Source organism: Thermoanaerobacterium sp. PSU-2 (assembly GCF_002102475.1).
Lineage (GTDB): Bacteria > Bacillota > Thermoanaerobacteria > Thermoanaerobacterales > Thermoanaerobacteraceae > Thermoanaerobacterium.
Genome location: NZ_MSQD01000002.1, coordinates 146,872 through 172,153, shown reverse-complemented (window position 1 = coordinate 172,153; position 25,282 = coordinate 146,872). Strand labels below are relative to the sequence as shown.

At 33.8% G+C, this 25,282-nt stretch carries 27 protein-coding genes; 25 read left to right on the top strand and 2 right to left on the bottom strand.

Annotation, left to right across the window (positions count from 1 at the left end):
* Positions 1-23: 23 nt before the first annotated feature.
* The 23 genes from fapR (at position 24) to trpS (ending at position 20,860) form a co-directional block, all read left to right on the top strand.
* On the top strand, positions 24-614 hold the full coding sequence (gene fapR / locus BVF91_RS02880) for a transcription factor FapR (RefSeq protein WP_013788138.1): 591 nt from the start codon (positions 24-26) through the stop codon (positions 612-614).
* On the top strand, positions 611-1,612 hold the full coding sequence (gene plsX, locus BVF91_RS02875) for a phosphate acyltransferase PlsX (RefSeq protein ID WP_085112013.1): 1,002 nt from the start codon (positions 611-613) through the stop codon (positions 1,610-1,612). The genes fapR and plsX overlap by 4 nt, the downstream gene beginning before the upstream one ends.
* On the top strand, positions 1,599-2,600 hold the full coding sequence (locus BVF91_RS02870) for a beta-ketoacyl-ACP synthase III (protein ID WP_085112012.1): 1,002 nt from the start codon (positions 1,599-1,601) through the stop codon (positions 2,598-2,600). The genes plsX and BVF91_RS02870 overlap by 14 nt, the downstream gene beginning before the upstream one ends.
* A 10-nt stretch (positions 2,601-2,610) precedes the next feature.
* On the top strand, positions 2,611-3,558 hold the full coding sequence (gene fabK / locus BVF91_RS02865; protein ID WP_085112011.1) for an enoyl-[acyl-carrier-protein] reductase FabK: 948 nt from the start codon (positions 2,611-2,613) through the stop codon (positions 3,556-3,558).
* Positions 3,555-4,487, top strand: coding sequence for an ACP S-malonyltransferase (gene fabD, locus BVF91_RS02860; protein ID WP_085112010.1), 933 nt, complete (start codon positions 3,555-3,557; stop codon positions 4,485-4,487). Before fabK ends, fabD begins: the two co-directional genes overlap by 4 nt.
* Complete coding sequence (gene fabG, locus BVF91_RS02855) at positions 4,488-5,231, top strand: 3-oxoacyl-[acyl-carrier-protein] reductase (protein WP_085112009.1); 744 nt, start codon at positions 4,488-4,490, stop codon at positions 5,229-5,231.
* Between the two features lie 40 nt (positions 5,232-5,271).
* The gene (acpP, locus tag BVF91_RS02850; RefSeq protein ID WP_013297969.1) at positions 5,272-5,502 is read left to right on the top strand and encodes an acyl carrier protein; all 231 of its coding nucleotides are present in this window, start codon (positions 5,272-5,274) and stop codon (positions 5,500-5,502) included.
* Between the two features lie 57 nt (positions 5,503-5,559).
* Positions 5,560-6,789, top strand: a complete 1,230-nt coding sequence (fabF, locus tag BVF91_RS02845; protein WP_085112008.1) for a beta-ketoacyl-ACP synthase II — start codon at positions 5,560-5,562, stop codon at positions 6,787-6,789.
* 13 nt (positions 6,790-6,802) lie between these two features.
* Positions 6,803-7,501 (top strand): ribonuclease III, encoded by a 699-nt coding sequence (gene rnc, locus BVF91_RS02840; protein ID WP_085112007.1) that lies wholly within the window; start codon positions 6,803-6,805, stop codon positions 7,499-7,501.
* A complete protein-coding gene (locus BVF91_RS02835; protein WP_085112006.1) occupies positions 7,498-8,562 on the top strand; it encodes an elongator complex protein 3 in 1,065 nt (354 codons plus the stop codon). Before rnc ends, BVF91_RS02835 begins: the two co-directional genes overlap by 4 nt.
* A gap of 95 nt (positions 8,563-8,657) precedes the next feature.
* On the top strand, positions 8,658-8,918 hold the full coding sequence (locus tag BVF91_RS02830) for a stage V sporulation protein S (protein WP_013788129.1): 261 nt from the start codon (positions 8,658-8,660) through the stop codon (positions 8,916-8,918).
* 70 nt (positions 8,919-8,988) lie between these two features.
* Positions 8,989-12,537, top strand: coding sequence for a chromosome segregation protein SMC (gene smc / locus BVF91_RS02825; RefSeq protein ID WP_085112005.1), 3,549 nt, complete (start codon positions 8,989-8,991; stop codon positions 12,535-12,537).
* Between the two features lie 15 nt (positions 12,538-12,552).
* On the top strand, positions 12,553-13,518 hold the full coding sequence (gene ftsY, locus BVF91_RS02820; RefSeq protein ID WP_085112004.1) for a signal recognition particle-docking protein FtsY: 966 nt from the start codon (positions 12,553-12,555) through the stop codon (positions 13,516-13,518).
* Positions 13,519-13,590: 72 nt separating this feature from the next.
* Entirely contained in the window at positions 13,591-13,944 is a 354-nt protein-coding gene (gene ylxM, locus BVF91_RS02815; protein WP_085112003.1) for a YlxM family DNA-binding protein, read from the top strand.
* Positions 13,945-13,969: 25 nt separating this feature from the next.
* Positions 13,970-15,310 (top strand): signal recognition particle protein, encoded by a 1,341-nt coding sequence (gene ffh, locus BVF91_RS02810; protein WP_085112002.1) that lies wholly within the window; start codon positions 13,970-13,972, stop codon positions 15,308-15,310.
* A gap of 28 nt (positions 15,311-15,338) precedes the next feature.
* Complete coding sequence (gene rpsP / locus BVF91_RS02805) at positions 15,339-15,596, top strand: 30S ribosomal protein S16 (RefSeq protein WP_013788124.1); 258 nt, start codon at positions 15,339-15,341, stop codon at positions 15,594-15,596.
* 25 nt (positions 15,597-15,621) lie between these two features.
* Positions 15,622-15,849, top strand: coding sequence for a KH domain-containing protein (locus BVF91_RS02800; RefSeq protein WP_013788123.1), 228 nt, complete (start codon positions 15,622-15,624; stop codon positions 15,847-15,849).
* 8 nt (positions 15,850-15,857) lie between these two features.
* Complete coding sequence (gene rimM, locus BVF91_RS02795; protein WP_085112001.1) at positions 15,858-16,358, top strand: ribosome maturation factor RimM; 501 nt, start codon at positions 15,858-15,860, stop codon at positions 16,356-16,358.
* Positions 16,358-17,086, top strand: a complete 729-nt coding sequence (trmD, locus tag BVF91_RS02790; RefSeq protein WP_085112000.1) for a tRNA (guanosine(37)-N1)-methyltransferase TrmD — start codon at positions 16,358-16,360, stop codon at positions 17,084-17,086. The genes rimM and trmD overlap by 1 nt, the downstream gene beginning before the upstream one ends.
* A gap of 14 nt (positions 17,087-17,100) precedes the next feature.
* A complete protein-coding gene (gene rplS / locus BVF91_RS02785) occupies positions 17,101-17,439 on the top strand; it encodes a 50S ribosomal protein L19 (protein WP_014758630.1) in 339 nt (112 codons plus the stop codon).
* 42 nt (positions 17,440-17,481) lie between these two features.
* Complete coding sequence (ylqF, locus tag BVF91_RS02780) at positions 17,482-18,318, top strand: ribosome biogenesis GTPase YlqF (RefSeq protein WP_085111999.1); 837 nt, start codon at positions 17,482-17,484, stop codon at positions 18,316-18,318.
* Between the two features lie 11 nt (positions 18,319-18,329).
* Entirely contained in the window at positions 18,330-19,862 is a 1,533-nt protein-coding gene (locus BVF91_RS02775; RefSeq protein ID WP_085111998.1) for a YifB family Mg chelatase-like AAA ATPase, read from the top strand.
* Positions 19,863-19,876: 14 nt separating this feature from the next.
* Positions 19,877-20,860, top strand: coding sequence for a tryptophan--tRNA ligase (gene trpS, locus BVF91_RS02770; protein ID WP_085111997.1), 984 nt, complete (start codon positions 19,877-19,879; stop codon positions 20,858-20,860).
* Here trpS and BVF91_RS02765 read toward each other — a convergent pair.
* Positions 20,850-21,218: a YraN family protein gene (locus BVF91_RS02765; protein ID WP_085111996.1), complete on the bottom strand. Its 369-nt coding sequence runs from the start codon at positions 21,216-21,218 to the stop codon at positions 20,850-20,852. The two genes, trpS and BVF91_RS02765, sit on opposite strands and share 11 nt — an antisense overlap.
* A 4-nt stretch (positions 21,219-21,222) precedes the next feature.
* Complete coding sequence (gene rnhB, locus BVF91_RS02760; protein ID WP_085111995.1) at positions 21,223-21,951, bottom strand: ribonuclease HII; 729 nt, start codon at positions 21,949-21,951, stop codon at positions 21,223-21,225.
* 111 nt (positions 21,952-22,062) lie between these two features.
* Here rnhB and dprA point away from each other — a divergent pair, with 111 nt between their 5' ends.
* A complete protein-coding gene (dprA, locus tag BVF91_RS02755) occupies positions 22,063-23,151 on the top strand; it encodes a DNA-processing protein DprA (RefSeq protein ID WP_085111994.1) in 1,089 nt (362 codons plus the stop codon).
* A gap of 44 nt (positions 23,152-23,195) precedes the next feature.
* Positions 23,196-25,253, top strand: a complete 2,058-nt coding sequence (gene topA, locus BVF91_RS02750; RefSeq protein ID WP_085111993.1) for a type I DNA topoisomerase — start codon at positions 23,196-23,198, stop codon at positions 25,251-25,253.
* Positions 25,254-25,282 lie beyond the last annotated feature (29 nt).

The window sequence follows — 25,282 nt, the reverse complement described above, 5'->3', positions numbered from 1 at the left end:
AACTTATATTTGGAGCTGATAATGTGGCCACGAAGCTTAGTAAAAGAGATAGACTAAAAAAATTAAAAATTGAGATTGAAAAATATCCATTTTATACTGATGACGAATTAGCTGATTTGTTTTCGGTTAGCGTTCAGACGATAAGGCTGGATAGAATGGAATTAGGTATTCCAGAGCTTAGAGAAAGAATAAAGAACGTTGCTGAAAAAAATTATAACAAGGTAAAAGCAATAGTAGGCAGCGAAATAGTAGGTGAGCTTATCGATTTAGAGTTAGGAAAAAGCGGAATATCTGTTTTCGAGCCTACGCCTGAAATGGCTTTTTTAAAGACGAAAATTATAAGAGGGCATTACATATATTCACAAGCAGAGTCTTTGGCGATATCTGTTATCGATGCTGAGGCTGCATTGATAGGTGTTGCAAATATAAAGTATAAATATCCAGTCAAGATAGGTGATAGGCTTGTCGCAAAAGCAGAAGTAACCAGAAAAAGAGGGAATAAATATTTTGTATGGGTTATGATTAAAGTGAAAGATAGAGAAGTGTTCAGAGGCAAATTTATATTAGTATCTTTAGAAAGCGATAGCACCGAAAAGGAGGTGCAACAACCTTGAAAATAGCAGTTGATGCTATGGGAGGAGATTATGCTCCATATGAAATAATAAAAGGCGTTGAAAAGGCATTAGATAGTTTTGATATAGAAATAGTTTTGGTTGGAAACAAAGAGCAATTAGATAAATATGTAAAAGAAAAAGATGGCTTGACTATTGTACATGCAAAAGATGTAATTACAAACAATGAACCACCTGTAGCCGCCATAAGGAAAAAGAAAGATTCTTCTATGGCTGTTGGCATTGAAATGCTTAAAAGGGATGAAGTGGATGCTTTTTTATCAGCAGGCAATACGGGTGCTTTAATGGCGGGTTCGCTTTTTAATATTGGAAGGATCAAAGGGATAGATAGGCCAGCGTTGGCACCAATACTGCCAACTTTGAATGGTGCCACAATTTTACTTGATGCAGGTTCAAACACAGATTGCAAACCAATAAATTTGTTTCAGTTTGCTATAATGGGAAGTGTATATGCACAAAAAATGCTTAATGTCGAGAACCCTAAAATTGGATTGTTTAATATTGGCGCTGAAGAAGAAAAAGGAAATGAGCTTACAAAACAAGTTTACGATTTAATAAGAAATTCTCATTTAAATTTCATTGGAAATGTCGAGGGTAGAGACATTGCTTATGGGATTGCAGACGTTGTAACATGTGATGGATTTGTTGGAAACGCCATCTTAAAGTCGATGGAAGGGACTGCATCTGTAATATCATCCTTGTTAAAGCAGGAGCTTCAAAGGAATATATTTACTAAATTAGGTGCTATGTTAATTTACGGTGCTTTAAAGAACATAGTTAAGAAAATGGATTACACTGAATATGGTGGTGCTCCGCTTCTTGGTATAAAGAAACCTGTTATTAAGGCTCATGGAAGTTCGAAAGAAAAAGCAATTTTTAATGCTATAAGACAGGCTAAAACAATTGTGGAAATGGATGTTATATCACACATCCAGAGGGAAATAGAATTGATTGGAGATGATATAAGTGCTGCAAAATAGAGATTTCAAAGCTGGAATTTTGGGAACGGGAAGTTTTGTCCCAGAAAACAAGTTGACAAATCAAGATCTAGAAAAGATGGTGGATACTTCAGATGAATGGATCGTATCGAGGACAGGGATAAAGGAAAGACGCATTGCACCACAATCAATGACTACGTCTTACATGGCAACTGAAGCGGCAAAAAAGGCTATTGAAGATGCTAGAATAGAAGCTTCAGAAATAGATTTAATTATCGTTGCAACTGTCGTTCCAGATATGAATTTCCCTTCTACTGCTTGTCTTGTACAGGCAAATATTAAAGCTACAAAAGCAGCGGCTTTTGACATAGAAGTAGGATGTTCTGGATTTATATATGGCCTTTCTATAGCAAAACAGTTTGTGGAGAGTGGTACATATAAGACTGTCCTTGTGATTGCAGCAGACGTGTTATCAAAAATAACCAATTGGGAGGACAGGAATACTTGTGTATTATTTGGTGATGGAGCAGGGGCTGCTATAGTAGGTCCGGTTAAAGATGGATACGGAATTTTAGACAATGTCATTGGGGCTGATGGAACTGGAGGAATGCATTTATACATGCCAGCTGGTGGTTCGCGAATGCCAGCAAGTGAAGATACTGTAAAAAACAAATTACATACAATCCATATGAATGGGCAGGAAGTTTTTAAATTTGCAGTCAATGTCATGAATACAGCGACTGTAGAGGTTTTAAATAGATGCGGATTGAAACCTGAAGATGTAGATCTTTTTATACCACATCAAGCAAATATTAGAATAATAGATGCAGCAATGAAAAAGTTGAAACTGTCAAAAGAAAAAGTTTTTATCAACTTGGATAAATACGGAAATATGTCTGCAGCTTCTGTCATTGTCGCTTTAGACGAGGCTTTAAAAGCAGGGAGAATAAAAAATGGAGATATAATTTTGATGGTTGCGTTTGGCGCTGGTTTAACGTGGGGTTCTACTGTGATAAAGTGGTTGAGATAGGAGTGAGAACATGATAAAGACACAGATTACTGATTTATTTGGCTTGGAATATCCTATATTTCAAGGTGGAATGGCTTGGGTTGCAACAGCAGAATTGGCTGCTGCAGTTTCAAATGCTGGTGGACTTGGCATTATTGGTGCAGGAAATGCACCTGCCAGTTTTGTCAAAGAACAAATAAGAAAAGCGAGAGAATTGACTGATAGACCTTTTGGCGTTAATGTAATGTTAATGTCGCCATTTGTTGATGAAGTTATGGATGTTGTGATAGAGGAAAAAGTAAGTGTTATCACTACAGGTGCTGGGAATCCAGGCAAATATATAAACAGGTTGAAAGAAAACAATATAAAAGTTGTTCCTGTTGTCCCATCTGTTGCATTGGCTAAAAGAATGGAATCAATTGGGGTCGATGCGGTTGTAGCAGAAGGAACAGAATCAGGTGGACATATAGGTGAGCTTACTACTATGGCTTTAGTGCCTCAAGTTGTCGATGCGGTGAGTATACCTGTCATAGCGGCAGGTGGCATTGGCGATGGAAGAGGTGTTGCTGCAGCTTTTTGCCTTGGAGCTCAAGGTGTTCAGTTGGGTACGCGATTTGTGTGTTGTACGGAGTGTACAGCAAATGAAAAATATAAGGAGTACATAATAAATGCTAAGGACAGAGATGCAGTTGTGACTGGCAGAACTACAGGCCATCCTGTAAGATCTTTAAAAAATCATCTTACAAGAGAGTTTGAAAAAGCAGAGCAAAACGGAGCTTCAAAAGAGGAATTGGAACAGTTAGGTGCAGGAAAGTTAAGAGATGCAGTAGTATATGGAGATGTTTTGAATGGTTCTGTTATGGCTGGTCAAATATCTGGTCTTATAAACGATATTAAGCCTGCTAAAGCAATAATTGAGGATTTGTTTAATGATGCTGAGAAAATTATTGTAAGTTTATATGGGGGCTTTAAAAGATGAAGATTGCATTTATATATCCAGGACAAGGTGCACAATATACAGGAATGGGCAAAGAAATATATGAAAATTTTGCTGAAGCAAGAGAAGTTTTTGAAGAGGCAAATGATGCATTAAAATACGATATTACTAGATTATGTTTTGAAGGTCCTGATGAAGAATTAATGAAGACGGAAAATACACAACCTGCCATATTGACGGTAAGTATTGCATTGACTAAGGTGCTATCAAAAAGAGGGTTGAAAGCAGATGTGACGGCTGGCTTAAGCTTAGGTGAATACAGTTCTCTTGTATATTCAGGTGTATTATCTTTTAAAGATGCAGTGAAGCTTGTGAAGAAAAGGGGAGAATACATGCAAAATGCTGTTCCAATAGGTATAGGAGGAATGGCAGCAATAATAGGACTTGACAATGAAGTGGTAGAGAATATATGCTATAATGTAAGAGAATTTGGTGTTGTTGAACCAGCTAACTACAATTGTCCAGGGCAATTATCGATTGCAGGTGAAATTAAAGCTTTAGAAAAAGCTGTAGAACTTGCTAAAGAAAAAGGGGCAAAAAAAGCAGTTATGTTGCCTGTTAGTGCACCATTTCACTGCAGTATGCTTAAGGATGCAGGCATTAAACTAGAAGAAGATTTGAAGCATGTTCCAATATTTGATATGTCAGTTCCAGTCATTACTAATGTTACTGCGGATTACCTTAAAATTGACGAAGTTAAAAAGACCTTAGTGAAACAGGTAAGCAGTCCTGTTTTATGGGAACAATCAGTAAGAAAGATGATTGATGATCAAGTTGAAGTTTTCATTGAAATAGGGCCAGGGAAAACACTTACTGGATTCATGAAGAGAATAGATAAGACGAAAAAAGCCATCAATTTTGAAGATACGAGTTCGCTTGATAAACTTTTATCCACTTTGGAGGTAAACTGAATGGATAGGGAAATTAAAACGGCATTAGTGACAGGAGGAGGAAAAGGGATAGGGAAAGCTATCGCCTTAAAGTTAGCAGAAGACGGGTATAATGTCGTAATTAATTATTCAAAGAGTTCGAAAGATGCTTTAGAGACTGTTGAAGAAGCTAAAAAGTTTGGCGTTGAATCTTGTGCTTTAAAATGCGATATTTCAAATTATAATGAAGTTGAAAAAATGGTCAATGACATAATCGATATGTTCGGTAATATTGACGTTGTTGTAAATAATGCTGGAATAACAAAGGATAACCTTATACTTAGAATGTCAGAAGATGACTGGGATAATGTTATAGATGTTAATTTAAAGGGAACTTTTAATGTAATAAAATTTGTTTCTAAGTATATGATAAAAAGAAGAAAAGGGAAAATTATAAACATATCTTCAGTAGTAGGTGTGATTGGAAATGCAGGCCAATCCAATTATGCGGCATCTAAAGCTGGAATTATAGGTTTGACAAAATCTTTGGCAAAAGAATTAGCGTCCAGAGGAATAACTGTTAATGCTATTGCGCCTGGTTTTATAGAAACTGATATGACAGATGTATTAAGTGAAACAGTAAAATCGTCAATGTTGAATTCCATACCATTAAAAAGAGCAGGAAAACCACAGGATATAGCAAATGTAGTGTCTTTTCTTGCCAGCAATGCTTCAGATTATATTACAGGACAGGTAATCAATGTTGACGGAGGAATGGTAATGTAATATTATTCTAATATGGGTGCTTTGAGAGGAGGTGAACTTTATGGAGTTTGAAAAGATTAGAGACATAATCGTTGAACAATTGGGAGTAGATCCAGAAGAAGTCACTATGGAATCATCTTTTATAGATGATCTTGGAGCAGATTCACTCGATATAGTTGAATTAATCATGGCGCTTGAGGAAGAATTTGATGTTGAAATTCCTGATGAAGATGCAGAAAAAATTAAGACAGTTGGTGATGTAGTAGAATATTTAAAAAATCTTGAAAAGTAATATTAAGTCCCGCAATTGCGGGACTTAATTAGATAATTATTTGATGGAGGATTATCTATGAACAGGGTTGTAATAACTGGTATAGGAGCCATAACTCCAATAGGCAATAACATTGATGATTTATGGAATTCTCTTATAAATGGAAAGTCGGGAATTGATAGAATTTCCAGATTTGATGTTTCAGCTTATCCAACGAAACTGGCGGCAGAAGTAAAAGATTTCGAACCGACAGATTATATTGATAAAAAAGAAGCCAAGAGGATGGACAGATTTACTCAGTTTGCTTTGGCATCTGCAAAAATGGCTTTAGCAGATTCAGGACTTGACCTTGCCAGTGAAGATTTGGATAGAATAGGCGTTGTGTATGGCTCAGGAATAGGTGGAATAGAAACGTTAGAAAATCAACAGAATATTTTAAGGGAGAAAGGTCCAGGAAGAGTAAGTCCTTTTTTTGTTCCGATGATGATAGCCGATATGGCAGCAGGGCTCATATCGATTACTTTTGGACTTAAAGGACACAATGAAACGATAGTCAACGCATGTGCATCAAGTTCCAATGCCATAGGTGATGCATTTAAAGTAATTGAGCGCGGTGATGCGGATATAATTGTTACTGGTGGCAGTGAAGCTGCAATAACACCTTTGGCAATTGCGGGATTTTGCTCAATGAAGGCGATGTCAACAAATGAAGATCCTAAGACTGCGTGCAGACCTTTTGATGCTAATAGAGATGGATTTATAATGGGAGAAGGGTCGGCTACACTTGTCCTCGAGTCATTGGATCATGCGTTAAAAAGAGGTGCTAAAATATACTGTGAGATTGTGGGTTATGGTGCTACTGCCGATGCTTATCATATAACTGCACCTGCGCCTTTGGGCGAAGGAGCAGCGAGAGCGATGAAACTTGCACTAAAAGATGCTGGTATTGTGCCAGATGATATTGATTATATAAACGCACACGGGACTTCTACAGAGTACAACGATAAATATGAAACTATGGCTATTAAAAATGTATTTGGAGAACATGCTTATAAATTAAAAATCAGTTCCACCAAGTCTATGACAGGACATATGCTTGGAGCATCAGGGGCTGTGGAAGCTGTAGCTACAATACTTGCTATAAAAAATGGAATTGTTCCGCCTACTATCAATTATGAGACTCCAGATCCTGAATGCGATTTGGATTATGTTCCAAATAAAGCTTTAAAGATGGATGTAAATTATGCTTTGTCAAATTCTTTTGGCTTTGGAGGACACAATGCTTCATTAGTGTTTAAAAAATATTGAAAGAGGCACAATCATGGAGTTAAGCGATAGATATGAAAATTTAGAGAAAAATATCGGTTATACTTTTAATAATAAAAAATTGCTTAAAAATGCTTTAACACATAGTTCATGGGCAAATGAAAGCAAAAACTTTCTAAGCAGCAATGAAAGATTGGAGTTTTTAGGCGATTCTGTCTTAAGCATCGTAATAAGTGAATACTTATATAAAAATAGGACTGATTTGGAAGAAGGCTATTTGTCAAAGTATAGAGCCGAAATAGTCTGTGAGCCTTCACTTGCGCGATGTGCAAGAGAGATAGAGATTGGCAAGTATTTAAATATAGGTAGAGGTGAAGAGATGACAGGTGGCCGCAATAGGGATTCTATCCTTGCAGATGCGATGGAAGCTTTAATAGCGGCAGTCTACTTGGATTCAGATCTTAAAACAGTAAGTGAAGTTGTATTAAGGCTCTTTGAGAAAATTATAAACGAAGTTTTAAGTGGATTAATATATCGGGATTATAAAACAAAGTTGCAAGAAGTAACACAAAAAATGGGCTCAGAAAGAGTGAATTATAAACTAATAGATGAATATGGGCCTGATCACAATAAGATGTTTGTGATAGAAGTTTTTGTCGGTGAAAATAGACTTGGTAGAGGAAAGGGAAGAAGTAAAAAAGAAGCTGAGCAATATGCAGCCATGGAGGCTTTAAGCAAGATGGGGTTAATATGAAAGATATCTACATTATACCGATTTTTGTTCCACATTTAGGATGTCCTCATAAATGTGTTTTTTGCAATCAAGACGAAATAACTGGTTTGAAATCGGAAGTAAATGAGGAATACGTAGAAAGAACTATCGAAGATTATTTGAAGACTATTCCGAAATATGCTCACGTTGAGGTTTCCTTTTATGGTGGAAGCTTTACCGGAATACCATTAGAGATACAAAAGAATTTTTTGTCGATTGCACAAAAATATTTGGCTTCAGGAAACATAGATGCAATTCGATTGTCTACCAGACCTGATTATATAGATGAGATTATTCTTGACAATTTAAAAAGGTATGATGTTTCGATCATAGAACTGGGAGTACAAAGCCTGGATAATGAAGTGCTATTAAGGAGCCATAGAGGTCATAGCATTGATGATGTTTATAGAGCATCAAGGCTTATAAAAGCATATGGATTTACATTAGGGCTACAGATTATGGTAGGATTGCCGGGTGATACTAGACAAAAAACATTAAAAACAGCGGATGAGATAATTTCATTGAAACCTGCGTTTGTAAGGATTTATCCTACTCTCGTTTTGAAAGGCACTTATTTAGAAAAAATGTATAAAAATGGGGTGTATATGCCTATTAGTTTGGAAGATGCTGTGGAGATTTCAAAAGAATTGTACATCAAATTTAAGAAAAACCATATAGATGTAATTAGAATAGGACTACAAGCAACAGATGCGATAAACGTAAATAGAGATGTAGTAGCTGGTCCGTTTCATCCAGCGTTTGGAGAGTTAGTAAAGTCGTCTATTTATAAAGATGTTGTTAAACATCTTTTTCAAAATAACGATATTAAAGAATGTACGGTGTTTATTTATGTCAATCCTCGTTCGGTTTCAGCTTTAATTGGAAACAAAAAAAGAAATAAGATTTACTTAGAATCGGAATTTGGCGTAAAAATTAATATAGTTCAGCTTGAAGATGTTAAAGAAGACAGCGTGCTTTTAGAATATGACGGACATGTATTTAAAAAATCAATAGAAGATTACATAAATGAGTCCACTATATGATCTTAAAAAAATTTTTATAAAAAGAAGGAATTAGTCATTATTTATAGAATATATATTTTGTATTCATTTTCAATTCTACTAAGGAGGTTATTATAGTGGAGGTTCTAAAAGTATCAGCTAAATCTCAACCTAAATCTGTAGCAGGTGCATTGGCGGCTGTATTGAGAGACAAGTCTGTAGCTGAGATACAGGCTGTCGGAGCGGGAGCCGTAAATCAGGCTGTTAAAGCTATAGCAATAGCAAGAGGATTTGTGGCCCCTAATGGTATAGATTTAATTGCTATACCAGCTTTTTCAGAGATAGAAATAGAAGGGGAGACCCGAACAGCAATAAAGTTCATAGTAGAACCAAGATAATTAAAACCTGCTAAAGCAGGTTTTAATTATCTTGTGGAGTGCCTTTTAATTCTAATTTTTGGAGGGTCTTATGTTTTTAAAGAAATTAGAGATAATAGGATTTAAGTCCTTTGCAGATAGAGTTGTATTGAATTTTGAAAAGGGAATTACAGCAATTGTTGGTCCAAACGGAAGTGGAAAAAGCAATATTTCAGATGCTGTAAGGCTTGTTTTAGGAGAACAAAGTATCAAAAGTTTAAGGGGAAATAAATTAGAAGATGTCATTTTTGTAGGCACAGAAAATAGAAAGCCGTTGAGTTTTGCGGAAGTTACGTTGACACTTGATAACAGTGATCACATGCTTCCACTGGATTTTACTGAGGTGGTAATAACCAGAAAAATATTTAGATCAGGTGAAAGCGAATTTTACATAAACAAGACGCAATGCAGATTAAAAGATGTATTTGAGCTGTTTATGGATACAGGAATAGGGCGAGATGGGTACTCTATCATTGGTCAAGGTAAAATCGATGAGATTTTACTGTCACGACCAGAAGATAGAAGGCAAATTTTTGAGGAAGCTTCTGGAATTTCAAAATACAAATATAAAAAGGAAGAGGCACAAAAAAAATTAGTTGTGACGAATGAAAATATAAATAGGATAAACGATATATTGCTGGAGCTTCAAAATCAATTGGAACCTCTGCATGAACAAAAAATAAAAGCAGAAACTTTCCTGAAATTACAGGAAGAAAAAAAACGCATTGATATAACAATTTATTGCCATGATATAGATGAGCTTTTTAAAAAGTTAAATAATTTTAAATCAGATTATACTGTGATTGAAAAGAATGTGTTGAAATTAAAAACAGAAATCGAAAGCAAAAAAAACACTTTAAATGAAGCGGAATCAGAGCTTGAAAGTTTCAAAGAGCAATTAGACAGAAAAAAACAAGATTATTATAATTCTATAAATGAGATAGAGACATTAAATGGAAAGATAGAACTTTTAAATGAAAAAGTAAAAAATAGTGAAGAAAATATAGACAGATTAAAAAAATCTCTTGAAGATAGTAAGAATAAATCATCTCTTACATCAAAAGAAATAGGTGTAATTAATGACAGCATAAAAGAGATTGAGTCAAAGAAACAATATTTTGAATCAGAATTAAGCATCCTTATTTCAAGGTATGAATCTATAAAAGAAGAGTCTAGTTTAAAACAAATGGAAGTTGAATCTGCAAAAGAAGACGTAGTTGACATTTTAAATGAGATTGCAGAGAATAATAACATTCTTTCAAAGACGGAAATAATGAAAAATAATTTATCCGAAAAATTAAATGATTTAGTTAAAACACAAAACAATCTGCTAAACGACATTGAACTTAAAAATCATGAAATAAACGAAATACAAAATAACATTGAAAGCCTTAATAGTGAATTAGTTATATTTAATGATGATAAAAATTTGACTGAAGAAAAATTAAAGTCATTAGAAGATAATATAAAGATTCAAAATGGGAAATATGAAAAAACATTAAATGAATACAACAGCGCGATAGCTAAGTTAAGGCTTCTAAGGGATATGGATAAAGAATATGAGGGATATAATCACAGCATTAAAAATTTGATGAAGTACATTGAGAAGAATGAGTCATTAAGAAAGAATGTATTAGGTGTAGTTGGAGAATTAATTGATGTAAGAAGTGAATATTCTTTAGCTATTGAGATAGCATTAGGTTCAGCAATTCAAGACGTTATAACGGAAACTACCGAAAGTGCTAAGGATCTCATATCTGTGCTTAAAAAGAATAATTTTGGTAGAGCGACATTTTTGCCACTTGACAATATAACGTACAAACCATTTGATAAATCATTTAATAACTGCGATGGAGTAATAGGATTGGCTTCTGATATTATTGATTACGATAAAAAAATTGAAAAAGCGATAAAATTTATTTTAGGAAGGGTAATAGTAACAAAGGATTTAGATACTGCTATTTCGCTAAGTAGAAAATTTAAAAATCAGTTTAAATTAGTGACATTAAAAGGTGAAGTCATTAATCCTGGTGGTTCTATAACTGGAGGAAGCGTCTTAAAGTCTCAAAATATATTGAAGCGGAAAGAAGATATTAAACTTGAAGATATAAAATGCAATAAATTGGCAAAAGAATTAAAAGAATTGAAAAAGCACAAAGATACTTTAACCAAAGAAATGGAAAAAACAAAAGAAAAATTGGATAATATAATAAATAACATTAATATTAAAGCAGGCATTTTAAATGACTTGATGAAAAATAAATCTTCTTTAGAGATGGAGATAGAAAAATTAAGCACGATTATAAAACAAAGTGAATTAGAAGAAAAACAGATAAGAGATATTATAAATAGCTATGACAAGGAAATTAATAAATACAAAGATAACATATCGCAACTTAATCAAAAAAAAGCTTGTTTAGACAAATTGATCAGAGATTATAAAGACAACAAAGATTCTAGTGCTGATGTTCTCAATAAGCTAGAGGTAGAAATAACTAATTTAAAAATTGAATTAGCAAAATATGAGCAAAAGTTGATGAATGATGTTTCGAAATTAAATGAAAAGGAGTTAGAATATAGCAACATTACTGGATCAATTATTGAGATAGAAAAAAGCATTGACAAGTATGAAAATTTAAAAATAATGTATGAAAAAGATATAAATAGAACTAATGAGAAAAGTGAAATTTTAAATGAAAGGCTTAAAAAGATTAACGAAGAAATACATGAAATAGAAAGAAAGATTGAGACAAAATTGAAAAACATAAATATAGATAAAGAAATATTGGATAAATTAGAAAATGAATATTCTAAAGAAATAGAAAAGAAACGATTAAAAGAATTGAATATTCAAAAACTTGAAATGGAAATTGAAAATATCAAAAATAAACTTTGGGAAGATTATGAGATGACTTTCAACAATGCAAAAGCGAATTTAATAAATGAAAATATTTTGACATTGAGGCAGCAGTTATCAAAAATTAATGCATCTATTAAAGAGTTAGGAATAGTCAATCTAAATGCAATAGAGGAATACAAAAATTTAAAAGAACGATACGATTTTCTGAAGATGCAATATGATGATTTGGTGGAAGCAAAGAATTCACTTAATTCAATTATTGATGATGCAAATAAGATTATAAAGGCCAAATTTAAAGATAATTTTAACTTAATCGAAGCACAATTTAAAGAAACATTTAAAAAATTGTTTGGCGGTGGGAGAGCAGAGTTAATGTTGACAAATCCTGATGATTTGCTTAATACGGGGATAGAAATAAATGTACAGCCTCCTGGGAAAAAGCTTCAAAACATTTCTCTCCTATCAGGTGGCGAAAAAGCATTAGTTGCAATATCATTGCTATTTGCTATGATATTAATAAGACCGACACCTTTTTGTATACTCGATGAAATAGATGCTGCGCTAGACGATGCAAATGTGGATAGATTTGCATCTTACTTGAAAGACCTTTCACGTGAATCACAGTTTATAGTTGTGACTCACAGAAAAGGTACCATGTCAGTTGCTGACACATTATATGGAGTAACTATGCAGGAAAAAGGTGTTTCAAAGTTATTATCGTTAAAATTAGAAAGTGCTTAGAAAGGAATGTAATGTATGCTAAACTTCTTCAAAAAAAATAAAAAAGACGATGAAATTGTAGAAAAAGAAGATAAAAAAGGACTTTATCAGAGATTAAAAGATGGTCTTGCAAGGACAAGGGATAATTTTACATCTAAAATAGATGGCATATTATCGTTTGGAAGAAAAGTAGACGATGAATTGTTTGAAGAATTGGAGGAAATTCTAATATTAGCAGATGTTGGTGTTTCTACAACAGAAAAGATTATTGATAATTTAAAAGAGAAAGCTAAAGAGCAGAAAGTTAAAGATGCAGAAAAAATAAAGGAATTGTTGGCAGAAGAAATATACGATATTATGGAGGCTAAAGAGACGTCGTTTAAAATTACGCAACCAACTTTAATTTTAATTGTTGGTGTCAATGGTGTCGGTAAGACGACGACAATAGGCAAACTTGCCAATAAGTTTAAAAGAGATGGAAAAAGAGTATTGCTAGTGGCAGCAGATACATTTAGGGCAGCAGCCATAGATCAGTTAGAGGTATGGGCAGGAAGAAATAATTGTGAAATAATAAGGCATGAGGAGGGGTCAGATCCAGCATCTGTCCTTTTTGACGGTATAAAAGCTGCGAAATCCAGAAACGTAGATGTTATATTGTGCGATACTGCGGGAAGGTTACACAACAAAAAAAATCTTATGGAGGAATTGAAAAAAATATATAGAGTTGCTCAAAGAGAATTTAATGAAGGCAATATAGAGACGTTTTTGGTTTTAGACGCTACAACTGGCCAAAATGCAATACAACAAGCTAAAATTTTTAAAGAAGCTACAGATGTAACTGGTATAATACTGACAAAACTTGATGGAACAGCAAAAGGAGGCATTGTAATATCGATAAAATCTGAGCTTGATATACCAGTAAGGTTTATTGGTGTAGGAGAAGGTATTGATGACCTTCAAGAATTTGATTCAGAAAAATTTGTTAGGGCATTGTTTGAATAAAAACTTGACAAATTAGCTTTTCTCGTATAAAATCTTAATGTAAAGGCAAGTACCTTAACAGGTGGTATATATATGAATTCTGATTTTGTTGAAATGAATGTATTGTATGATTTTTATGGTTCGCTACTTACAGGCAAACAAATGGATATATTTAAAATGTATTATATGGATGATTATTCATTAGGCGAAATATCACAGGAACTTAATATTTCAAGACAAGGTGTATACGACTCTTTAAAAAGGGCTGAAAGTATTTTAAAATACTATGAAGATAAATTAGGACTTGTAAAAAAATACAATGATAACATGGAAAAGCTCTCTAAAATAAAGCAGTCGATAGGTGAGGTTAAAAAGTATATTTCCGATCAAAAAGTCTTAGAGGCTTTGGAAGATATAGAAAAAGAAATTGATGGTTTAGAATTTTAAATAAAAATTTCTAGGAGGTTTTTGAATGGCATTTGAAAGTCTTACTGGAAAGCTTCAAGACATTTTTAAGAAACTTAGGGGTAAAGGCAAGCTAAGCGAAAAAGATGTAAAAGAGGCTATGAAAGAAGTCAAGATAGCGCTTTTAGAGGCTGACGTTAATTTTAAAGTTGTTAAAGAATTTATAAATACTGTTACTGAAAAGTCTTTGGGGCAAGAAGTAATGGAAAGCCTAACGCCTGCACAGCATGTCATAAAAATTGTCAATGACGAATTGACGGCACTGATGGGTTCTAAAGAAAGCAAGATCAATTTTAGCGATAAACCTCCAACAGTTATAATGATGGTAGGATTGCAAGGTTCCGGTAAGACGACTACAAGTGGCAAACTTGCTAATTATTTAAGGTCTAAAGGAAAAAGTCCTGTACTTGTTGCATGTGATATATACAGACCTGCAGCAATTAAACAGCTTCAAGTAGTTGGTTCATCCATAAATGTGCCTGTTTTTTCGATGGGTGATAAGACTTCACCTGTTGATATTGCAAAGGCTTCTATAGATTTTGCAAGAAATAATAATTATAACGTAGTAATAATTGATACGGCTGGAAGACTTCACGTAGATGAAGAACTGATGGATGAATTGAAAAACATAAAAGATGCCGTGAATCCAGATGAGATACTTTTGGTTGTCGATGCTATGACAGGTCAAGATGTTGTCAATGTAGCTGAATCTTTTAATGAAAAACTTGATATAGATGGAGTTATATTGACAAAACTTGATGGTGATACAAGAGGCGGAGCAGCTTTGTCGGTGAAAGCTGTCACGCATAAACCCATTAAATTTATAGCATCAGGCGAAAAATTTACTGACATAGAAGTTTTTCATCCAGATAGAATGGCTTCAAGAATATTGGGAATGGGAGATGTTTTAAGCTTAATTGAAAAAGCTCAGGCACAGATAGATGAAAAAAAGGCATTGGAGCTGCAAAAAAAGATTTTAGAGCAACAGTTTTCGTTTGATGACTTTTTAGATCAATTGCAGGGATTAAAAAACATGGGGCCAATTGATCAGTTGTTTTCCATGATACCCGGTGTAAATATGTCAAAATTAAAAGGAGTAAACATAAGTGATAAGGACATAAAGAGGATAGAGGCAATAATTCAGTCAATGACTAAGGAAGAAAGACAGAATCCTTCTATCATAAATGGCAGCAGAAAAAAAAGAATCGCTGCTGGCAGTGGTACATCGATTCAGCAAGTAAATAGCTTGCTTAAACAGTTTGAGCAAACTAAGAAGATGATGAAGCAGTTTACTGATATGGGCAAAAATATGAAAATAGGCAAAAGAAAAATGCCATTTTTCAGATAAATATTTGGCTTTAAAAGGAGGTGATAAAGTGGCAGTCAGGATTAGATTAAAAAGAATGGGTGCGAAAAAGTCACCATTTTACAGATTCGTTGTGGCCGATTCAAGATCACCACGTGATGGTAAGTTTATAGAGGAGATTGGATATTATAATCCAGTATCTAATCCAAAGGAAATTAAAATTGATTCTGAAAAAGCAATAAAGTGGCTAAAAGTAGGTGCACAACCATCTGACACGGTTAGAGCTCTATTCAAAAAAGAAGGTATATTTGATAAAATTAACAATTAAAATGCTGTTTTAGGAAGGGATAAACATGGGTGAATTAGTTAAGTTCATTGCGAAATCTCTTGTTGACAACCCTGATGCAGTTCAAATTAATGAAATTGAAGGTGAGCAGTCAATTATAATAGAGCTTAAGGTTGCTCCAGAAGATATGGGAAAAGTTATAGGTAAACAAGGTAGGATAGCAAAAGCTATAAGAACTGTTGTTAAGGCTGCTGCGACCAAAGAGAAAAAACGTGTCATCGTAGAAATAATTTAGGTGATTTTATGGATGATTATTTATCCGTAGGCAAAATTACATCTGCATACGGTGTAAACGGCGAAGTCAAGGTATATCCGCTTACAGATCATTTAGATAGATTTTATGATCTTGATTATGTGTATATTTTTGATGATGACAAAAGGGTTCAATATCAAATTGAATCAGTAAGATTTATTAAGAATCTTGTTTTGATAAAATTTTATGAAGTAAATGACAGAAATGAGGCGGAGAAGCTTAAAAACAAATTTATAAAAATAACGATGGATGATGCTGTAGAGTTAGAAGAAGACGAGTATTTTATTAAAGATTTGATAGATATGAAAGTTTACACTGATGACAAAAGAGAGTTGGGTGTATTAAAGGACGTGTTAAAAACTGGTGCTAATGATGTGTATGTAGTAAAAACAGATGAGAGGGATATATTGATACCTGCCATTAAAGATGTGATTAAAGATGTGGATGTAAATGGCAAAAAAATGATAGTCCATCTTTTGGAGGGGCTATAGTGGTTTTTAATGTTTTAACGATTTTTCCTGATATGTTTGAAGGTATACTCAGAAATAGCATTCTAAAAAGGGCAATCGAGAGAGAATTGATAAAAGTAAATTTGGTAAATATCAGGGATTATTCGAAAGACAAACATAAGAAAACCGATGATTATCCATATGGTGGCGGGTATGGCATGGTAATGATGGTTCAGCCAATATACGATGCAATTAATGCAGTCAAGTCATCTAAAGATATGCCAGTTTTTTATATGGGTCCTAAAGGGAAAAGATTCGATCAAAAAAAAGCAATAGAGCTATCAAAATACGACGAAATAATCATTTTATGTGGACATTACGAGGGAATCGACGAAAGAGCGTATTCACTGATAGATGAGGAGATATCAATAGGTGATTTTATCTTGACAGGCGGCGAAATCGCTGCGATGGCAGTCATAGATTCTGTGTCAAGGTTGATACATGGTGTTTTGCCGCAAGATGAAAGTTTTATAGATGAATCTTTTTATTGTGGTTTATTAGAATATCCTCAATATACAAGGCCTGAAATATTTAATGGGATGGAAGTCCCGAAAGTGTTACTGTCTGGAAACCATGCAGAGATTGCTAAGTGGAGAAGGCAGAAATCATTAGAGACTACGCTTAATTTACGCCCAGATCTTTTGGATAGAAAATATCTATCAGAACAAGATATTGAATATCTTAAAGAGTTAGGTTATTCGGATATTTGAAAGGAGGGAAAAAAATGAATCTAGTTGATATTGTAGAAAGAGAACAATTGAGAGAAGTACCTGAATTTAATGTTGGTGATACTGTAAGAGTACATTATAAAGTTATCGAAGGTGACAAAGAAAGAATTCAGGTTTTTGAAGGTGTTGTTATAAAAAGAAGTGGTGGTTCATTAAGAGAAAACTTTACCGTAAGGCGTATTTCTTATGGTGTTGGAGTAGAAAGGACTTTCCCACTTCACTCACCTAGGATTGAAAAGATAGAAGTAGTAAGAAAAGGTAGAGTTAGAAGAGCTAAACTCTATTATGTTAGGAAAAGAGTTGGCAAAGCTGCTAAAATTCAAGAGAAGAAATAAAGGGGACTTGATTGGTCCCTTTTTCAATATTTGGAGGAAATTATGTATCAATGGTATCCTGGACACATGGCAAAAACTAAACGCCTGATTGAAGAAAATTTAAAAATAGTAGATATTGTTTATGAGTTATTAGATGCTCGAATTCCAAAAAGCAGTAGAAATCCATTGATAGATGACTTAGTCAAAAATAAAAAACGAATTATTTTACTTAATAAATCTGATTTGGCTGATTTAGAAGTCAATAAAATGTGGAACGATTATTTCAACCTTAAAGGTCATGTAAGCCTTAATATAAATTCTTTAGATAGCAAATGCATTCAAAGTATTTACGAATTGACTTTAAAAGAGTGCAGCGATATAATCGATAAAAAAAGACAGAAGGGTATAAAAACCAAATTAAGGGCAATGATAGTCGGTATACCTAACGTTGGAAAATCAACATTGATAAATTCATTAACAAAAACAAAAAATGCTAAGACAGGCAATAAACCAGGTGTGACAAAATCGAAGCAGTGGATTAAAACACCTTATTTTGATTTATTAGATACTCCAGGCATTCTGTGGCCTAAATTTGAAGACGAACATGTTGGAATAATGTTGGCTTTAACTTCTGCAATTAAAGATGAGCTATTAAATCATGAAGAGTTGGCATATTCATTACTTGATATATTGAGAATAAATTATCCAGAGCTTTTAATGAAAAGATACAAGTTAGAAGACATAGGCAAAGATGTGTATAAATTACTCACAGATATAGGTAAAGCAAGAGGTTGTTTGTCTTCTGGAGGAATTGTTGACACAGAGCGTGCTGCAAAAATCATTATTGATGATTTTCGCACAGGGAAAATCGGCAAAATATCTCTTGAAAGACCTAATTAGGGGGATTTTTGATGCTTTCTATAACAAAAAGCATGGCAATCTTAGGCATTGACGGATATGTAGTAGATGTAGAAATTGATATATCAAATGGGCTTCCTGCTTTTGATATAGTCGGATTAGGCGATACAGAGATAAAAGAATCGAGAGATAGAGTAAGAGCTGCTATAAAAAATAGTGGCTACGAATTTCCGGTTAAAAAAATAACAGTAAATTTAGCGCCTGCTAATACTAAAAAAGAAGGCACATCGTTTGATCTGCCGATAGCTGTAGGAATACTTATATGCACTGGACAAGTTAAAACTGTTGATAATGATACAGTTTTGCTGGGGGAGCTATCACTTGATGGTTCTCTACGGCCAATTAAAGGTGCGTTGCCTATGGCTATGGATGCAAGACTCTACGGAATTAAAAGGATAATACTGCCGTATGCAAATGCAAAAGAAGCTGCCATAACAAAAGATGTAGAAGTTATACCTGTCAAATCATTAAAAGACGTTGTTGATTACATAAACGGTATAAAAGTAATCAACAGTATTAAAATCGATATTGATGAGCTTTTCAAAAGAGAAAATTATGATGTAGATTTTTCTGATGTAAAAGGACAGGAAAATGCAAAAAGAGCATTTGAAATTGCTGCTGCCGGTGGCCACAATGTTATGCTTGTAGGTCCTCCTGGTTCAGGCAAAACCATGTTGGCAAGAAGGTTTCCTACCATACTTCCAGAGATGACTTTGGAAGAGGCATTAGAAGTTACAAAAATACATAGCATAGCAGGGACTTTGCCTGAAGATGTATCACTCCTGACAAACAGGGTTTTTCGAGCGCCTCACCATACTATTTCAACAGTTTCTTTAGTTGGCGGTGGCAGGATTCCGCGACCAGGAGAAGTTTCTTTAGCGCATTACGGTGTTTTATTTCTTGATGAGTTTCCTGAATTTCGTAGAGATGCTATTGAAGCGCTTAGGCAACCGTTAGAAGATGAATGTGTGACAATATCACGAGTCAATGCCACTTTTACGTATCCGGCTAAAGTAATTCTCGTTGTCGCATTAAATCCATGTCCTTGCGGCTATTTGGGCGACGATACTCATGAATGTAGATGTACTCCTAATGAAATAAGGCGTTATCAAAATAAGATTTCTGGTCCTTTATTGGATAGGATCGATTTGCATGTGGAAGTAAATCGCGTCGACAAGCAAAAATATTTTGATGATGATACAAATGTCGAAACATCAGAGATGATACGCAATAGAGTAAAAAAGGCAAGAGAGATTCAATTAAAAAGGTATAAAGGCAGTGGTATATTTTTTAATTCTCAGCTAAATAATAATATGATAAAAAAATACATAAAACTTGATGAAAAAACTACAGATATGATAAAAGAATACTTTGACACATTAGGACTTAGTGCCAGAGCTTATAATAAAATAGTGAAAGTAGCAAGGACGATTGCTGATCTAGAAGGAAGTCATGATGTTAAATATGAACATGTTGTAGAAGCATTTCAGTATAGAAATTTAAACAATAAATACATAAGCAACTGAAAGAGGTGTGAAAGATGCAGAGAGTTTTTTCAGGTGTGCAACCAACAGGGGATATTCATATTGGCAATTACTTAGGAGCAATGAGACAATTTGTAAAACTTCAAGATGATTATAGCTGTTTGTTTTGTATTGTGGATTTGCATGCATTGACGGTTCCGCAAGATCCAGAAACTTTGCGCAAAAAATCCATCGAACTGGCTGGACTTTATCTTGCCATAGGCCTTGATCCAAAAAAAGTGATTATTTTTGTTCAATCACATGTTAAAGAGCATTCAGAACTTGCTTGGTTGCTACAGTGCATGACATATTTTGGCGAGTTAAATAGGATGACTCAATTTAAAGAGAAAAGCAAAGGTAAAGAGTCTGTTTCTGTAGGTTTGTTCACGTATCCTGATCTGATGGCGGCAGATATCCTGCTATACGATACGAATTTTGTTCCTGTAGGCAATGATCAAAAACAACATTTAGAGCTTACAAGAGATATAGCTATAAGATTTAACAATAGATTTGGCGATACTTTTGTAATACCTGAACCGATGATTTTGAAGACTGGTTCGAGAATAATGAGCTTGACTGAACCTGATAAAAAAATGAGCAAAAGCAGCGAAAATCAATACAGCAAAATAAATTTATTAGATGAACCTTCTCTGGTAAAGAAAAAAATCATGAAGGCAGTCACAGATTCAGAGAACATGATAAGATATGATCCTGAGAATAAACCAGGTTTAAGCAATTTGCTTACGCTATACAGCGCATTTACCGACATAAGCATAGAAGACGTGGAAGCAAGGTTTAAGGGGCAAGGGTATGGAACCTTAAAGAAAGAACTGGTTGATGTCATAGTAGAAAGACTTCAGGAAATACAATCTAATTACAGAAACTTAGATTTAAATTTTATAAATGAAGTATTAAAAGACGGTGCTGAAAAAGCTAGTGAAATTGCAAAGGCAACTGTAAATAAAGTTAAGGATAAGATGGGACTTTTACCTAAAGCGTAAATGCGTCTTTTATGTGATTTATATTGTTAAGCTTAAATGTTTTTGGATCTACTAATATCTCAATTACATCAAATCTAAAAATATGATTTGTATATTTTTCGTTAAATGCCAAAAAAGTTTCCGCGACTTTAATGATTTTGCTTTTTTTATGGTACGTTACCGCTTCCTTGGGATAGCCGAATTTAGTTGAAGTCCTTGTTTTAACTTCAACAAAAATCAGGCTATCTTTATTTAACGCTATTATATCTATTTCTCCGATAGAGCATCTAAAATTTTTGCAGACAATATTATAACCGGATTTTTTTAAATAATTTTCTGCAATTGTTTCTCCCAAATTACCTAATATTTTATTATTCATGTAATCAATCACCTAATATACTTTTTAAAAAGGTTTTTCTATGTATTGGGCATGGCCCGTATTTCTTTATAGCTTCTATGTGTTCTTTTGTGCCATAACCTTTGTTTTTGCAAAACCCATACTGTGGATACATTTCATCGTATTTTCTCATTATGTTATCCCTTGTAACTTTAGCTACTATAGATGCAGCTGCAATCGAGATGCTTTTTGCGTCACCTTTTATTATAGGCATTTGTGCAATATCAATGTCTGGTATTGATATTGCGTCTACCAGCAAAAAATCAGCTTTAATATTAAGATTAGAAATCGCCACTTTCATGGCTTCATAAGTGGAGTTTAGTATGTTTATTCTGTCAATGTGTTCATTATCTATTATGCCAATGCCATATGCAATAGCTTTTTTTTTAATTATTTCAGACAATAGTTCTCTTTTTGACTCGCTTAATTTTTTTGAATCATCAATATCTGGAATAAATGATTGCTTTGGAAGTATGACACATCCTGCAACGACAGGACCTGCTAAAGGTCCTCGCCCTACTTCGTCAATTCCTCCAATCAACTTATAATCTAAATTGTAAAGTTCATTTTCGTATTTCATTAAGTTATTTAATCTATTTTTTTCTTTTTCAAGCCATCTTAAAGCATTACTGCTTATCTTGCATCCTTCTATTTCGAATCCATAGTTGTATATGTGCTCTTTTAAACTTTTTATCGTAAAAAATTGTTTCACCATTTTATCACCCAACTTATACTTATTCGACAAAAATATATAAAATACCTGCTTTTATTTTTTATTTTTTATTATTATAATGATAATGTTTAAATATATATTTGAGGTGCAATAATGGATAGGAATAAAGTATTTTCTGTTTGGCTTAGTTCAATTAATGGCGTAGGTTCAAAGACTTTTAAAAAACTTGTGGATTACTTTGGAAATGCAGAAAATGTATATAAGTCAAGCTTGGAAGATATAAAACAAGTGGTTAGTAATGGAAGAATTTTAAACAGTATAATAGAAGCGAAAAAAATTGAACCGTACAAATACGCAGAAAGGCTACATAAAGAAAAAGTAAAAGTTCTATTGATAGATGATGATGAATACCCAAAGCTACTTCGAGAAATATACGATGCGCCTCCAGTTTTATATGTAAAAGGTAATATTACTGAATCTGATGATATGTCAATTGCCATAGTTGGTTCAAGAAATGCTACATCGTACGGCAAATCGATGTCTGAAAAATTTTCATACGAATTATCGAAGCATGGGTTTACTATAATAAGTGGAATGGCTAGAGGAATCGACAGTCAAGCTCATAAAGGCGCTATAAAAGCTGGAGGAAGGACAATTGCAGTACTTGGGTGCGGGGTAAATATAGCATATCCTGAAGAAAATAAAAAATTGATGGAAGAAATAATTTCTAAAGGTGCTGTTGTATCTGAATATCCGCTTGATTATCTTCCTGTAGCTGGCAATTTTCCTGCTAGAAACAGGATAATAAGCGGCTTGTCACTAGGCGTATTAGTTGTCGAGGCGGGTGTTAAAAGCGGTTCTTTGATTACTGCTAAATTTGCATTGGAACAGGGAAGAGATGTTTTTGCTGTTCCAGGTATTATTACAAGTGCTTACAGCCAAGGCACAAACGGACTAATAAAGCAAGGTGCAAAGTTAGTCGCAAGTGTCAGCGATATACTTGATGAGTATAATTTTAGAGAAGATATAAAAACAAGAATAAATGAGCGATTCGTAAATACACTAAGCAGTGAAGAACAAAAACTGTACGCTATAATATCAGAATGCCCGAGAGATATAGAAGAAATTGTGGAGATAACTAAATTTCCTATATCTAAAGTCAATTATCTTTTATCATCACTGACGATTAAAGGGCTTATTGTCAGGTTACCTGGAAATAAATATGAAAAGAGTTTTAATTAATAAGACAATTTGATATAATTAATAATTGTTTTGGAGGTATCAAAATGGAAAAATCTTTGGTAATAGTAGAATCGCCTTCTAAGGCTAAAACAATACATAAATATTTAGGCAAAAATTATAAGGTCGAAGCATCTATGGGGCATATAAGGGATTTGCCTAAAAGTCAGCTTGGGATAGATATTGAAAAAAATTTTGAACCAAAATACATAACGATTCGTGGAAAAGGACCGATAATCGAGAAGTTAAAAAAAGAGGCAAAAAATGCATCGAAAATTTACCTTGCAACGGACCCGGATAGGGAAGGGGAAGCTATATCATGGCATTTGGCAAGTTTATTGAATATTGATATTAATGAAAAATGCAGGATAGAGTTCCATGAGATAACAAAAAATGCCATTCAGAATGCCATTAAAAATCCAAGGAAGATAGATATGAATTTGGTTGACGCACAGCAGGCTAGGCGAATTTTAGATAGACTTGTAGGTTATAATATAAGTCCTTTGCTCTGGAAAAAAATAAAGAGAGGCTTGAGTGCAGGTAGAGTTCAATCAGTAGCAACAAGATTGATTTGTGATAGAGAAAAGGAAATTGAGGATTTTAAACCGGAGGAGTACTGGAGCATATCGGCGTATTTGTATAAAGAAAAAAAGTCACAGTCTTTTGAAGCAAAATTTTATGGTACAAAAGATGGAAAAGTAGAGTTAAAAAATGAGAATGATGTAAATAAAATAGTAGAAGATTTGACAGACGATTATGTAGTAGAAAATGTTAAAATAGGTACGAAAAAGAGAAATCCTTCGCCTCCTTTCATAACAAGCACAATGCAACAAGAAGCCTCAAAAACATTGGGTTTTACTGCGAAAAAGACCATGATGATTGCACAGCAACTTTATGAAGGTGTAGAAATAAAAGGTGAAGGCAGCCTCGGATTAATAACTTACATGAGAACAGACTCGACAAGAGTTTCAGATGAAGCTAAAAAAGCAGCCTATGAGTATATATTGCGGAAATACGGAAAGGAATATGCAAATCCAAATGCTACATATTCAAAAAAGGGAGGGAATGTTCAAGATGCTCATGAAGCTATAAGACCTACATATATAGATTTAGACCCTGAAAAAATTAAGGATTCCTTAAAGCCAGATCAATATAAATTGTATAAATTGATTTGGAGCAGATTTTTGGCAAGTCAAATGTCACCGGCCTTATATGATACGATGAATGTTGATATTATTAATAAAAATTATGTGTTTAAGGCAAGTGGCTCTAAAATTAAGTTTGCTGGTTTTATGGCGGTTTACACAGATGATGAGGAAAATGAAAATGAAGATAAGATGCTTCCAATGCTTAATAGCGGAGATTTTTTGAAATTAAAAGAACTAAAGCCAGAGCAGCATTTTACGCAGCCACCTGCAAGATATACTGAAGCTACACTGATAAAAGAGCTTGAAGAAAAAGGTATAGGAAGGCCAAGCACTTACGCTCCTATAATATCTACATTGTTAGAGCGAGGATATGTGATAAAAGAAAAGAAAAATCTTAAACCTACGGAATTGGGATTCATTGTAACAGATGTAATGAAAGAGTTCTTTCCAGACATAGTAGATGTAAAATTTACAGCTCAAATGGAGGAGCAACTGGACAGAATAGAAGAAGGAATTGAAAAGTGGTGTGATGTCATCGATGAATTTTACAATGGTTTTAATGATTCACTAAAGATAGCAGAAGAACAAATGAAAGATATTGAAATAAAAGATGAAGAAACTGATATTAAATGCGAATTCTGCGGCAGAAATATGGTTATAAAATACGGCCGTTATGGTAAATTTTTAGCTTGTCCGGGATTTCCAGAGTGTAAAAATACTAAACCATTGTACGAAGAAATTGGTGTTACATGTCCTAAATGTGGAGGCAAAATAATCATCAAGAAAAGCAAAAAAGGTAAGATTTATTACGCATGTGAAAATTCCTCCAATTGTGGCACTATGTTTTGGGATAGACCTATATCAGAAACATGTCCCAAATGTGGGGCCTTGCTTGTTGAGAAGTATTCAAAAGGGCGAAAGATTATCAAATGCAGTAATTGTGATTATGTAAAGTAATTTAAATATATAAAAAATTTTGAAATATT